This window comes from Cohaesibacter sp. ES.047 (assembly GCF_900215505.1).
Taxonomy (GTDB): domain Bacteria; phylum Pseudomonadota; class Alphaproteobacteria; order Rhizobiales; family Cohaesibacteraceae; genus Cohaesibacter.
The window spans coordinates 4571289-4583898 of record NZ_LT907844.1; the positions used below are offsets into that span (position 1 = coordinate 4571289).

Annotated in this window: 13 protein-coding genes; 3 read left to right on the forward strand and 10 right to left on the reverse strand. The window is 56.5% G+C overall.

The genetic code is table 11. The annotated features are described in order from the left end of the window. Positions 1 to 94: 94 nt before the first annotated feature. The 5 genes from CPH65_RS20915 to CPH65_RS20935 form a co-directional block, all read right to left on the reverse strand. Positions 95 to 1390, reverse strand: a complete 1296-nt coding sequence (locus CPH65_RS20915; protein WP_096175634.1) for an RsmB/NOP family class I SAM-dependent RNA methyltransferase — start codon at positions 1388 to 1390, stop codon at positions 95 to 97. A 131-nt stretch (positions 1391 to 1521) separates the two neighbouring features. Beyond that, entirely contained in the window at positions 1522 to 1878 is a 357-nt protein-coding gene (locus CPH65_RS20920; protein ID WP_096175635.1) for a hypothetical protein, read from the reverse strand. 115 nt (positions 1879 to 1993) lie between these two features. Continuing rightward, positions 1994 to 2422, reverse strand: a complete 429-nt coding sequence (locus tag CPH65_RS20925; RefSeq protein ID WP_096175636.1) for a hypothetical protein — start codon at positions 2420 to 2422, stop codon at positions 1994 to 1996. A 172-nt stretch (positions 2423 to 2594) separates the two neighbouring features. Beyond that, a complete protein-coding gene (gene guaB, locus CPH65_RS20930) occupies positions 2595 to 4094 on the reverse strand; it encodes an IMP dehydrogenase (protein ID WP_096175637.1) in 1500 nt (499 codons plus the stop codon). 307 nt (positions 4095 to 4401) lie between these two features. Beyond that, positions 4402 to 4914, reverse strand: a complete 513-nt coding sequence (locus tag CPH65_RS20935) for a PAS domain-containing protein (RefSeq protein WP_096175638.1) — start codon at positions 4912 to 4914, stop codon at positions 4402 to 4404. A 294-nt stretch (positions 4915 to 5208) separates the two neighbouring features. Between CPH65_RS20935 and CPH65_RS20940 the strand changes: the two genes are divergently transcribed. From CPH65_RS20940 to CPH65_RS20950, 3 genes are all read left to right on the forward strand, one after another. Further along, on the forward strand, positions 5209 to 5796 hold the full coding sequence (locus CPH65_RS20940; protein ID WP_157747838.1) for an SCP2 domain-containing protein: 588 nt from the start codon (positions 5209 to 5211) through the stop codon (positions 5794 to 5796). A gap of 76 nt (positions 5797 to 5872) precedes the next feature. Further along, positions 5873 to 6853, forward strand: coding sequence for a peptidase U32 family protein (locus tag CPH65_RS20945; protein WP_096175640.1), 981 nt, complete (start codon positions 5873 to 5875; stop codon positions 6851 to 6853). Between the two features lie 15 nt (positions 6854 to 6868). Beyond that, a complete protein-coding gene (locus tag CPH65_RS20950) occupies positions 6869 to 7789 on the forward strand; it encodes a U32 family peptidase (protein WP_096175641.1) in 921 nt (306 codons plus the stop codon). Between the two features lie 158 nt (positions 7790 to 7947). Here the strand turns inward: CPH65_RS20950 and CPH65_RS20955 are convergent, their stop codons facing one another. The 5 genes from CPH65_RS20955 to gatB all read right to left on the reverse strand — a co-directional run bounded on the left by CPH65_RS20955 (position 7948) and on the right by gatB (position 12569). Continuing rightward, the gene (locus CPH65_RS20955) at positions 7948 to 8214 is read right to left on the reverse strand and encodes a hypothetical protein (RefSeq protein ID WP_096175642.1); all 267 of its coding nucleotides are present in this window, start codon (positions 8212 to 8214) and stop codon (positions 7948 to 7950) included. 387 nt (positions 8215 to 8601) lie between these two features. Then, on the reverse strand, positions 8602 to 9054 hold the full coding sequence (locus CPH65_RS20960; RefSeq protein ID WP_096175643.1) for a GNAT family N-acetyltransferase: 453 nt from the start codon (positions 9052 to 9054) through the stop codon (positions 8602 to 8604). 28 nt (positions 9055 to 9082) lie between these two features. After that, positions 9083 to 10180 carry an NADH:flavin oxidoreductase/NADH oxidase gene (locus tag CPH65_RS20965; RefSeq protein WP_096175644.1) on the reverse strand — a complete coding sequence of 366 codons (1098 nt, stop codon included), beginning with the start codon at positions 10178 to 10180 and terminating at the stop codon, positions 9083 to 9085. A gap of 126 nt (positions 10181 to 10306) precedes the next feature. Further along, positions 10307 to 10867, reverse strand: a complete 561-nt coding sequence (locus CPH65_RS20970; RefSeq protein WP_096175645.1) for an NnrU family protein — start codon at positions 10865 to 10867, stop codon at positions 10307 to 10309. A gap of 238 nt (positions 10868 to 11105) precedes the next feature. Then, a complete protein-coding gene (gene gatB, locus CPH65_RS20975; protein WP_096175646.1) occupies positions 11106 to 12569 on the reverse strand; it encodes an Asp-tRNA(Asn)/Glu-tRNA(Gln) amidotransferase subunit GatB in 1464 nt (487 codons plus the stop codon). Between the last annotated feature and the right edge of the window lie 41 nt (positions 12570 to 12610).

Consider the following 12610-nt stretch of genomic DNA (forward strand, 5'->3'; position numbering starts at 1 on the left):
CATCTTGACAAATCGACTTACACCAGAGCCGAGGGAAACTCAATTCACTTGATATGAAATTTTCCCAAGAGTCTGAAATAACTCACCAAGGGAATCAATCAGACCTGCGTTCCATGACAGCAAAGTAAAAACCATCGGTGCCGGTCGAGGCCGGGGTGAGCGTCACACTCATCATGTCCGCCGACCATGGCTGTGGCGCTTCAAAGCCATAAAGATCCTGCCAGACCTCGCCTGCCGAGACGAGTTCGAAGTCGGGATTGCTGGCAACGAAATGATAAATCTGCTCTTCATTTTCCGCCGGCAGCACCGAGCAGGTGATGTAGACAAGAAACCCACCGGGCCGCACGAAATGACGCGCCTGCGCCAGAGCGATCTGTTGCTCCTCAACCCGTTTGTCGAGCTGCTCCTCGGTCAACTTCCACTTGGTCTCTGGCCGTCGCCGCCAAGTGCCGGTGCCCGTACAGGGTGCATCAACGACAACACGATCCATGCGACCCACCAGATCATCAAGCACGCCTTCATTGGGCGTGCGGGTCTGAACGTTGCGCACGCCTGCCCGCGATAGCCTGTCAACGATCGGCGCAAGCCTTGCGGCATCCATGTCATAGGCATAGATCTGGCCCTTGTTTTCCATCCGCGCGGCCATGGCCAGCGTCTTGCCACCAGCTCCGGCGCAATAGTCGAGCACCTGCTCTCCCTTGCCGGGAAAAATGAGACTGGAGACGATCTGGCTGCCCTCGTCCTGCACTTCATAGAAGCCCTTACGGAAGGCGGGATCACCCTGAATATTGGGTTGGCGATAGTCCCCGGGACCAGCAGGAAAACGCAGACAGGTTGAGCTCAGCTTGGTGTGTTTCGGATTGAAACGGGACAGCTCCTTTGCCACCTTGTCGACCGAGCTCTTGAGGGTGTTCACCCGAATATCCACCGGCGGCCGTTTGGCAAAAGCCAGCGCCTCAGAGAGCGCTTCATCCTCAAAGGTTTCAAGAAAGGGCCCCTCAAGCCATTCGGGGATGTTCCCCTTGACCCAGAAAGGCGCATCGGCAAGCGACCGAGCCTTGATCGCGGCACTCTCTTCATCGCTGAGCGGAGCGGGTGCATGGGTATCCTCGGCGATCATCGCCGCAATGTCATCTGCACTCTTGTCCCAGTCAAAAGCCATGGCACCCATGGCGAGCGCACGCGGGCTGTCTGCCCCCATCCGCCAGGCATGGGACGCCCGACTGCGCAGAGCATCATAGACAATGTTGCCGATGGCCGAACGATCTCCCGATCCGGCAAAACGGTGATTGCGTCCCCAATCCTTGAGCGCCTCGGCAACTGGACGTTTGCGACCCTCCACCTCTTCGAGCACTTCGATTGCAGCTTGCAGACGGCCACCCAGTTTCATTGTCTTTTCCCATGAAATAATTCGAAATCAGAGGCGATGATATAGAGCACAAAGGCCCGCTTTCCAAGAGAAAACCGGCCTCTCTCCGTCCGTGATTGCGAGAAAAGGCATCAAAGGTGGATAAGGGTCACCTAACGCTCCCAGACACACACCCGCGCAACGGAGGCGCTGTTCGTCCAGCACTCGGGTTCATCAGCAGTGCGAAAATAGAGTCCGGGCATGGCACGATAGCGCCCGTCGTTAAAATCGATGTGCCCCCGCGCCGACTTGCCATTCTTGAGAATATCGAGCGTGATCGTCGGACGCCCCCTGGCGGTGATCGTAAAACTTCCATCGCTGCCATGGTTTTTGACGTCACAGCTATAGTATCTCTGCGTCGAGGTGTAGCATTCGGCAGGTCTTGCTTCAGCAGCGCCAGCAGCGCCCACGACAAATCCCGCCAGCCAGGCGAGTAACAAAATCAGCAAATAGACGCGCGAAATCGGCACTGATAGATTCTCCGATGACATCATTGGCAAAGAAACGCTCGGTCACTCAATGGTAATATCCACCAACAGGATCGCCAAGCCAAAAGGCGCTTTCCCCACGGCGACATACAATCGATCACTCATCCCCGAAGGAAATGATGCCGCTGCGCATTTGCCAGAATTCATATTTGTAATAAAAGGCGTGAGCAAGGCGGTTGGAGACGCCAAAACAGGATGCAAACTGGGTAAAGAGCTCCGAGGAAACAAGCGGCACTGTCTGGTTGGCAGCACCGCCAAGCCATTCGTTCTCCTGCCGAACTCCGAGAATGACATCACGCGTCAACCCCGTTGCGCCATCACCGGGCTCGATCAGCCCCAGCACCAACTCGAAACAATCCCACAAGGCAGCAAGCCCGGGCATATCCTGCAAGGTCAGGCCAAAGACCTGCTCCTCTGACGCACTGAGCTGATACCAGTCATCACCTCGATAGCTCGCCGGGTCTACCCCGGCCAAAGCCTGCTGTTGCTGATAGAAGTGCAATCTCATGCGATCCGTCGCAGACATCTGCCCAGCCTCCAAAACTCAAGACAATGAAGGCCCCATCAGGCCAACCAGACATAGCAGAAAGCATTCTTCCGTCCGATGCAACCCCTTGGCAACCAACAAAAAGGCTGCGATCACAGAACGTGATCGCAGCCCTCATGAAAAATCATACGCTCCTAATGAAGCGCAACCATCAATTCGTCGTGCCGTAGTTGGGGCTTTCGCGGGTGATGGTCACGTCATGGGCGTGGCTCTCGCGGAAGGATGCGGACGAGATGCGGACGAATTTCGCCTTTTCACGGAATTCCGGCAGATCCTTGGCACCCGCATAGCCCATGGCGGCGCGAAGACCACCGGCGAGCTGATGCAGAACGGCCGAGACCGGCCCTTTGTAAGGCACCTGACCTTCAACCCCTTCTGGGACGAGCTTGAGCTTGTCGCGCACTTCGGCCTGAAAATACCGGTCGGCAGAGCCACGCGCCATCGCGCCCATGGACCCCATGCCGCGATAGGATTTGAACGAACGACCCTGATAGAGATAGACCTCACCGGGGCTTTCATCGGTGCCAGCGAGCAACGAGCCAACCATCGCAACTTTCGCCCCGCCAGCCAGCGCCTTGGCCAGATCGCCGGAATATTTGATACCACCATCAGCAATGACCGGAACGCCTGAGTCCTCGGCAGCTCTGGCGCAATCCATCACAGCGGTCAGCTGCGGCACGCCAACACCGGCAACGATCCGCGTGGTGCAAATCGATCCCGGCCCGATGCCGACCTTGATGGCATCGGCCCCTGCGTCGATCAGCGCCTTTGTGGCGTCGGCGGTGGCAACGTTGCCTGCAATGACCTGAACCTGATTGCTGTCTTTCTTGATGCGACTGACCACATCAAGCACGGACTGGCTGTGCCCATGTGCGGTGTCGACCACCAGCGCATCCACTTCCGCGTCGATCAGGGCACCAGCCATCTCATAGCCCTTGTCCCCCACCGAACAGGCGGCGGCAACGCGCAAACGCCCTTGAGCGTCCTTGCAGGCATTGGGATTGAGGCGGGATTTCTCGATATCCTTGACCGTGATCAGCCCGACGCAGTGGAACTTGTCGTCGACCACCAAGAGTTTCTCGATGCGGTGCTGATGCAAAAGGCGTTTGGCTTCGTCCTGATTGACCTGTTCGGTCACGGTGACGAGATTGTCGCGCGTCATCAATTCATAAACGCGCTGATCCGGGTCGGAAGCAAAACGTAGATCGCGGTGGGTCAGGATGCCAACGAGTCGACCGGTTTTCTCGCCATCCTTGGAGCCTTCAACAACCGGCACACCGGAAAAGCCGAACTTGCGGGTGAGAGCCTTGGCTTCAGAAACGGTGTAATCTGGGGTGATGGTCAGCGGGTTGACGACCATGCCGCTTTCGAATTTCTTGACCTGTCGTACCTGCTCGGCCTGTTCCTCGACGGTCAGGTTCTTGTGGATGACCCCCATGCCGCCGGCCTGTGCCATGGCGATTGCCATCTTGGCTTCCGATACGGTGTCCATTGCGGAGGAAAGAATAGGCAGGTTTAGCTCGATTTCCTTGGTCAGGTTGGTCGAGATATTCACCTCGCCCGGCATGACGATGGAATGGTCAGGCTGCAGCAGCACGTCATCAAACGTGAGCGCCTCGCTACCGGTGGAAGTTTCGATGATGATGGCCATGCCAACGTTCCTCTGAGTTTGGTCTACGCGGCGGGGAAGCAGGCGCAAACGCAGTGCCAAAAGGATAAAAGCCCCTATCGTTTCCCCCGGCAATCGCTGGTGGAAGGCGTGGGAAACAGGAGCATTTTTGCTAGAAGTTGACGCTGGTCACTACCACGGTTATCGCGCCTTGCAAAGAGGAAAGATTGATACGGCACGGTTTTTGCGTCATTGTCCGCCACTTCTTTTTAATCCGGAGCAATCCGGCCAATGGAAGACATTTCAACCGATGCCGTTTTGGCGACGATCCCAACGCCACCGAGCGCAATCAGGCCGCACCCTTGATCTTGAAAACAAAATCGTCGTAGGACACTGCGTTGTCGGCAACAACCCGCTCGAGCAAAGCAGACGATCGGATGAGGCCCTGCTTTCGATTGGTCTGGCTTCTTTCTTCTTCGATCAATTGCCTGTAGAGCGGCTCCACATGCGTCCGGATCAGATCGTGATCAGGCGCCCGACGTGCGGAATGATACCCCACGACCTCCCCCTTGGAATTGATGCTCGGGGTAATGTGGGCAAAGACCCAATAGAAATCATTCTGCTTGGTGCGGTTTTTGACAAAGGCAAACACCTCATGGCGCAAGGCCAACCGGTCCCAAAGCAGCTTGAAGACCGCCCTTGGCATGTCTGCATGACGCACGATGCTGTGCTGCTGGCCCATCAGTTCTTTGAACCTGTAGCCACAGACCTCACAGAACAAGGCATTGGCGTAGGTGATCCGCCCCGTCAGATCGGTCTTTGAAACAATCAGCTCATTGGGATCAAAAAAGACCTCTTTCATGACTTATCCTCAAATGACATGGCCTAATGAATTCCATTTCAAGTCAACAATTCGGTTCTAATAACAAGTAATTAGAACCAGTTTGACCTTAAAAAATCGCTAAAATCCGATTTTTGCCTATTTATAACAATTGCTTAGAATAATTACATAAGGGTATTTACCTGCGCCATTTTGGCGCATGGACCCATAGCGCCGATCTCAGCTTTGCTCGTTATAATGAATGCGATGGCCTGTGTTCAGATTGCATTGGGCTGCCCCGAACGGGCCATGAATCATACCCGGAGAACCCAAAGAATGACTGAAGGAACGGTGCGCAACTTCCCACCCGTCGTTGCGCGGCTCACACAATTCCTGCCGCTAGTGCCTCTGGAACGACTGATCGCAACCGCAGCGGACCGCGTCGCGACCCAGCACCCCGAGTTTTTTGATCGGTTGGGCGACTATGCCGACAAATCCTTTGTGGTTGTCCCCACTGATCTCGACTGGGTCGCGCGGATCACCTTTTACGACGGGCGCGTGCAGATCCGGCTGTCCCGTTCAATCGAGAGCTTTGCCAATCGCGATGTGACGGTAACGGCGCCTTTCCTCTCCCTGCTCAATCTGCTCGATGGCAAGGAGGACGGCGACGCGCTGTTCTTCTCGCGCGATCTTTCCATCGAAGGCGACACAGAGGCGGTCTTGGCCCTGCGCAATGCACTTGATGATGCGGAGATCGACTTCATTCACGAGTGCGCCTCGATTGCCGGTCCGTTCAGCCAACCGCTTGAAACCGGCGGCAAGACCCTGCTCGACGCCTTGCGCAACAGCAGCTTCACCCGTTCAAGCGGCCCGGCGCATGCAGATGCTGCCTCCGCTCCAATGCCGGGGGCCTACCCGACCTGAACGCCCTCCAAAAACCGCTCGCGCTGACGCTCCTGATTTCGAAACTTTTAAAAGGCATGAAATGACCAACAACGCCATGGAACTTGTCTGTCCCGCAGGCACGCCGGCTGCCCTGCGCACTGCCGTCGATGCAGGAGCGGACACCGTCTATTGTGGCTTTCGGGATGAGACAAACGCCCGCAACTTCCCCGGTCTGAACTTCTCGATCAAGGAAATGCATCAAGGCATCGACTATGCCGCCCGGCGGAACGCCAAGGTGCTGATTGCGGTCAACACATTTGCGCAGGCAGGCCGAACCGAGTTGTGGCGCAACGCCATTGACGAGGTCGCTCGGTCCGACGCCCACGCGATCATTCTGGCCGATCTGGGCATGCTGGATTATGCAGCGAGCACCCATCCGGATTTGCGCGTCCATCTCTCTGTTCAGGCGGCCGCCGCCAACCCGGACATGATCAACTATTACGCCAGCGAGTTCGGCGTCCAGCGGGTGGTTCTGCCTCGTGTGCTGACGGTGCAAGAAATTGCGACCATCAATGCCGACATCACCTGCGAAACCGAGGTCTTCATTTTCGGCGGCCTGTGCGTCATGGCGGAAGGCCGCTGCTCGCTTTCCTCCTACTGCACCGGCAAATCACCCAACATCAATGGGGTCTGCTCCCCTCCCGGCTCGGTGCAATATGAAGAGCACAACGGCCAGCTCGAAAGCCGTCTGGAAGGCATAACCATCAACCAGTCTCCCAAAGGGGAAGCCGCAGCCTATCCGACCCTGTGCAAGGGAAGGTTCGAGTCGGCAGGTGAGATTGGCTATGTGTTTGAAGATCCGGTCAGCCTCAATGCCGCGCATATTCTGCCCCAATTGCAGAAGGCAGGCGTCACGGCACTCAAGATCGAAGGCCGCCAGCGCGGCAAGGCCTATATGGCACAGGTTGTCAAGAGTTTCCGGCAGGCGGTCGATGCCGTTGCCAGCGACCGTCAGGTCGATCTCGACGATCTGCTCGCACCACTGACTGAAGGCCAGAAGTCGACCAAGGGCTCCTATCAGAAGACCTGGCGATAACGGGGAGACAAACTCATGAACACAGCCGAACTGACACTTGGACCCTGCCTTTTCAACTGGTCCGAGGACGACTGGCGGGATTTCTATTTCCGCATGGCCGATGAAGCCGACCTTGATCTGATCTATGTCGGAGAGGCCGTCTGCTCAAAGCGCCTGCCGTTTCGCAACAAGATCCTGCCCGAGGTTCTCGAACGGCTCGAATCGGCTGGCAAGAAGGTGATACTCTCGACCCTTGCCCTCGTGACCACAAAGCCGGAGCGCAAGGCCCTTCAGGAACAATGCGAACAGGATCTTTTGACCGTTGAGGCCAACGACCTGACCGCCCTCGCCTTCTTGAAGAACAGGCCCTTCGTGGTCGGCCCCTATGTCAACATCTACAACGAGGCGACCATCAAGTCGCTGACCGACCGCGGTGCAACCCGCTTTGTCCTGCCGCCAGAAGTACCTGCAGAGACGGCTGCCGAGTTGATCCGTCATGCGCCCGAGCCAACCTACGAGATTCAGGTCTTCGGTCGCTTGCCGCTTGCCCTCTCTGCCCGCTGTTATCACGCACGCTTGCATCACCTGTCAAAAGACAGCTGCCGTTTTGTCTGCGATCAGGATCCTGATGGTCGCGCAGTCAACAGCCTTGCTGGCCAGCCTTTCCTCGCGGTGAATGGCATTCAGACCATGTCCTACGGCGTCCAACTTCTGCTTGAAGAACTGTCGACCTTGGCAGAAAGCGGCATCGGGGCTTTTCGCCTCTCGCCACACACCGGCGACATGGTGGCAGTCGCCAAGATTTTCCGCGCGGTCATGAACACTGATATGGAACCAGCGGAAGCGCGGGCCAAAATCGCCGAACTGATGCCTGAGCACAGCTTCGTCAACGGCTACATTCACGGTCAGCCCGGCATGCACCAGATCACCGAGGCCCTGACGCTCTCGGCGCACTGAGGGGAAAAGGCAGGCAAATAAAAAACGGGCACCAGTGGTCTGGTACCCGTTACAGAATAGATTTCATCTATTGTTCCCATCGTCTTTAGGTGCCTGTGATCAGGCTATGCAGGTGCGGCCCTTTTTGCCCTGTCCGCATTCCGGCATGTGACGATGAGTTAGTGCAAGCGAATCCACTCGCGGGCTTCGCGCTGTGCTTTCGACACATCAGCCTTCGACATTTCGCAAGCCAGCTCCTGACGACGAACAGCCGCTTCGTCATTGCCCTTCATGGCAGCCAGATTGAACCACTTGTGCGCTGCGATCAGATTGGGCTCACCGCGTTCTCCGATGGAGTAGGAAAGTCCCAGCTGAAAGAAAACCTCGCCGGTTGCTTCGGTGCCGATCCCGTTCAATTCGGCGCTGTCGAATTCGATGCGTGCCATTTTGTTTATCCCCGTTTCAACTCATTTCACCGGGCTTTTCGAGCCCCTTGGTTTCTGGACGAAAGCGTCCGTTTGATGAGTTCAATGTTGGAAGAAATCCCTCAATTCGACGTAAAAAACATTGGTTACCGCATTGAAAACAAAAGGTTATATCACTGTAAACTTTACCTTTCCTCAACCTTGAAATTGGCGGCTTGCCGCGAAAACCAAATCAAATTCTCAGCAAACATGAACAAACGCCCTAACCATTGAGAAACCATAGCTCATCTTTTCAACAAGCCGTTCCTAAGAATGCACAAGAAAAAGCAGCTCCCTTGAGGCACAAAAAAGCCCGCGCCGATACACCCGGCGCAGGCTGAAACGAAGGCCTGATGAGAACACACATGACTAGAACATCATCTTGAATCCGACGTGAGTGGCCTCAAACCCCAGTTGGTCATAAAAGCGCTGACCGTCCGTGCGCTTCTTGTTCGTGGTCAGCTGCATCAAGCCGCAGCCATCATTCCGGGCTTTCTCGATGGCCCAGGCAAACATCTTCCTCCCAACGCCCTGCCCGCGCACTGAGGCGTGCACGCGGACAGCCTCGATTTCAGCGCGTTTGCAGGCAGACAGGGATAGCCCCTGCATATAGACAAGCTGAAATGTGCCGACCACCGCGCCGTCCGGATCACAGGCAACATAGATGGTGTTGTTGGGATCGCTCGCAATGGCATCGAAGGCTTGCAGATAGGGTGCAAGATCCTCGCTGCGCTCGCGTCCCTTTCCAAGAAAGTCATCCCCCAGCATCGCAACAATGATCGCCACGTCCTCGCGGCGCGCTTGCCTGATCGTCGGTGTCATAATGCCTTGTCCATCCTCTCGTTCATCGTCAGCCAAACAGATGACTGAACCGGCGCGGGGCACAGCGCAGATACTGGTTCGAAGCAGAAATCGGATCACCGAAATGCGCTGCGGCATGCCATGGCCAGCGAGGATCATAGAGGACCGCTCGGGCAATTCCGATGAGATCCGCATCTCCGGTGGTCAAAATCCCCTCGGCCTGCTCAAACTCGGTGATCAACCCGACCGTAGCGACTGGAATGCCGACCGCTTCCTTCACGGCGCGTGCAAGGGGCACCTGATAATTGGGGCCCACCACGAGAGTCTGGTCAGGCGACAGGCCGCCACCTGAGACATCGATGGCATCGGCTCCAGCCGCCTCGAGCGCCTTGGAGAGCGAAACCGTCTCTTCGATGCTCCATCCCCCCTCGACCCAATCGGTTCCGGACAAGCGAACCGTCACCGGGCGCTCAGCCGGGAAAGCCTCGCGAACAATCTCGAAGATCTCCAGCGGAAACCGCATCCGGTTTTCAAGGGAGCCGCCATAGGCATCCGTGCGGTGGTTGGAAAGCGGCGATAGAAACTGATGCAGCAGATAGCCATGCGCCCCATGGATCTGAATCCCGTCAAGACCAAGGCGGCCGGCGCGGACCGCCGCATCGCGGAAGGCCGTGCGCAGTCGGTCCAGTCCGTCATCATCCAGCGCCTCGGGTGCCACATGCTCGGGCAGATAGGGAACAGCGCTCGGCGCGACCGTCTGCCAGCCATTGGGGGCGTTCGGAGCAATCTGCCCGCCGCCATCCCAAGGCTTTTGAGAAGACGCCTTGCGCCCAGCATGGCCAAGCTGAATCACCAGCGGCATACCCGACCAGCGCCGCACACCGTCCAGCACCCGCCCCATGGCTTTTTCGCAGTCATCATCATAGAGCCCGACGTCGCCATAGCTGATGCGACCGTCCGGGGTCACTGCGGTGGCTTCGATGGTCAGCGCCCCTGCTCCTGAATTGGCAAGGGTTCCCAGATGGATGAGGTGCCAATCACTCATTTGGCCATCCTCGGCGGAGTATTGACACATCGGAGCAATAACAATCCGGTTGGACAGCGAAAGCTTACCAATGGAAATTGGCGAAAACAGCTTTGACTTCATTTGACAGACCTCGAGAGCAGCATTTCAGGGAGAGGAGCGCGAAACTCGTAACAACCAGCCTCCGTACGGAGACTGGTTTTGTTTGTATCAGACGAAATTCAAACTGGCCAGAAACCCAGCAGGCCCTCAGAAAAGAGGCACGCCGGTAAAGTAAGGATGGCCAAACACCAGCGCGACATAAACGACGACCGAAATCAGCACAATGCGCACCTCTCTGCCCCAGCTTTTGACCTCCGGCGGCACATAGGCCCCGTCACGGTGATTGATCCCGAGGATCGAGACAACGGACCACAGCGCCATGCCACCAAAGAGCACCAGCGATCGCGGGTCGTTGTTGACCAGAAGATGGCCGATGGCCCAAAGCAGCACGCCGGTCAGCATCGGATGGCGCAGATAAAGCCGAATACGGCTCGGTGCCTTGGCTGCACCGAACAGGATGATCGCGATCAACACCAGACCATAGGTAATATGGTGCAACCCATACCCGTCAAAGAGATCGTAACCAACCTCGACACTTCGCCACCCAAAGATGATAAGGCCCAGAGAGGCAAAAATCAGCAGTGCAAAGATGCCGCGATAGGCTTTCTCTCCCATTTGGTCGATAAGCCCGGCCCGCACCGTGGGCATGAATACGGGAAACAGATGCACAAGCGACCACAGCAGCACACCGACAACTAGTAAAATCATGTTTGGTCCTCATTCCAGTCGGCCCCTGTCACCCGGTGGGAAAGTCCAAGGGGATCAGGGGGCACAAATTAGTTATCGCCATAACTATATAGCATCACATTGGTCTTTTCTACTCAGTAGAACGCCGGAAGGTTGCCTGGCTTTGACCGCCAACATATTCCACCCCACCGTAAAACGACAAAAGGGCGCAACCATCATTGCGCCCTTTCTTGTCAAATATGCAAAACCGGAATGGACCTCAAAGCCCGAGTTTTTCCTTCAGGATCTGGTTCACAGCCTGCGGATTGGCCTTGCCCTGAGAGGCTTTCATCACCTGACCGACAAACCAGCCGATAAGACCCGGCTTGTCCTTGACCTTCTCGACCTGATCGGGATTGTTGGCAATGATCTCGTCGATGATGGCCTCAATGGCACCAGTATCAGTGACCTGCTTCATGCCCTTGGCTTCAACCACCTCGGCAGGGTCCCCACCCTCTGTCCAGACGATTTCGAACAGATCCTTGGCAATCTTGCCTGAGATATCACCAGCCTTGATAAGGTCAACGATCTTGCCCAGCTGATCGGCAGAAATCGGGCTTTGTTCGATATCCATGCCTTCTTTGTTCAACCGGCCCAGCCACTCGTTGATGACCCAATTAGCAGCAAGCTGCGCATCGCGTCCCGAAGAGACTTTTTCGAAGAAGTCAGCAAGACGCTTGGAAGACACCAGCACCGATGCATCATAGGGCTTGAGGCCCAGCTTGGTAATGAACCGCTCGCGCTTGTCATCGGGCAGCTCGGGCAGACCTTGCTTCAACTCGGCCACATAGGCGTCATCGAATACAAGCGGCAGCAAATCAGGATCGGGGAAGTAGCGATAGTCATGCGCCTCTTCCTTGGATCGCATGGAACGGGTCTCGCCCTTCTTGGGATCATAGAGGCGCGTTTCCTGATCAATAGAGCCGCCGTCTTCCAGAATCGCTATCTGGCGACGGGCCTCAAAATCAATCGCCTGCCCAATAAAGCGGATCGAGTTCATGTTCTTGAGCTCGCAGCGTGTCCCAAGCTCGTCTCCAGGGCGGCGCACGGACACGTTGACGTCCGCGCGCATGGAGCCTTCTTCCATATTGCCGTCCGAAGTGCCCAGATAACGCAGGATGGTGCGCATCTTGGTCATGTAGGCCTTGGCTTCATCTGCCGACCGGATATCAGGCTTGGAGACGATCTCCATCAGCGCAACACCGGAGCGGTTGAGGTCCACGAAGGACATGGTCGGATGCTGATCATGCATCGACTTACCCGCATCCTGCTCCAGATGGAGGCGTTCCACTCCCACCTCGATCCGTTCGCCATCGAGCATGTCGAGAATGACCACGCCTTCGCCGACGATCGGATCCTTATATTGCGAGATCTGATAGCCCTGCGGCAGATCGGGGTAGAAATAGTTCTTGCGGTCAAACAGCGACCGGTTGTTGATCTTGGCCTTGAGGCCCAGACCGGTCCGAATGGCCTGACGCACGCATTCCTCGTTGATGACCGGCAACATGCCAGGCATCGCCGCATCAACGAAGCTCACATGGTTGTTCGCTTCGCCACCGAACTCGGTTGCAGAGCCGGAAAATAATTTCGCTTCAGAGGAGACCTGGGCATGGATTTCCATACCCACAACGACTTCCCAGTCGCCGGTGGCTCCCTTGATCAGTTTGCTGGACGCTTCAGCCATGTTTTCGTCCTCGGATCTTGCGGAGCGCTCAGAAGAGCCGC

Bases quoted from the DNA above. Each gene is read 5' to 3' on its own strand.
- CPH65_RS20940 (WP_157747838.1), top strand. From the start codon at position 5,209: ATGACTGAAGGAACGGTGCGCAACTTCCCACCCGTCGTTGCGCGGCTC.
- CPH65_RS20965 (WP_096175644.1), bottom strand. From the start codon at position 10,180: ATGAAGTCAAAGCTGTTTTCGCCAATTTCCATTGGTAAGCTTTCGCTG.
- guaB (WP_096175637.1), bottom strand. From the start codon at position 4,094: ATGGCCATCATCATCGAAACTTCCACCGGTAGCGAGGCGCTCACGTTT.
- CPH65_RS20955 (WP_096175642.1), bottom strand. From the start codon at position 8,214: ATGGCACGCATCGAATTCGACAGCGCCGAATTGAACGGGATCGGCACC.
- CPH65_RS20935 (WP_096175638.1), bottom strand. From the start codon at position 4,914: ATGAAAGAGGTCTTTTTTGATCCCAATGAGCTGATTGTTTCAAAGACC.
- CPH65_RS20925 (WP_096175636.1), bottom strand. From the start codon at position 2,422: ATGTCTGCGACGGATCGCATGAGATTGCACTTCTATCAGCAACAGCAG.
- CPH65_RS20970 (WP_096175645.1), bottom strand. From the start codon at position 10,867: ATGATTTTACTAGTTGTCGGTGTGCTGCTGTGGTCGCTTGTGCATCTG.
- gatB (WP_096175646.1), bottom strand. From the start codon at position 12,569: ATGGCTGAAGCGTCCAGCAAACTGATCAAGGGAGCCACCGGCGACTGG.
- CPH65_RS20915 (WP_096175634.1), bottom strand. From the start codon at position 1,390: ATGAAACTGGGTGGCCGTCTGCAAGCTGCAATCGAAGTGCTCGAAGAG.
- CPH65_RS20945 (WP_096175640.1), top strand. From the start codon at position 5,873: ATGGAACTTGTCTGTCCCGCAGGCACGCCGGCTGCCCTGCGCACTGCC.
- CPH65_RS20950 (WP_096175641.1), top strand. From the start codon at position 6,869: ATGAACACAGCCGAACTGACACTTGGACCCTGCCTTTTCAACTGGTCC.
- CPH65_RS20960 (WP_096175643.1), bottom strand. From the start codon at position 9,054: ATGACACCGACGATCAGGCAAGCGCGCCGCGAGGACGTGGCGATCATT.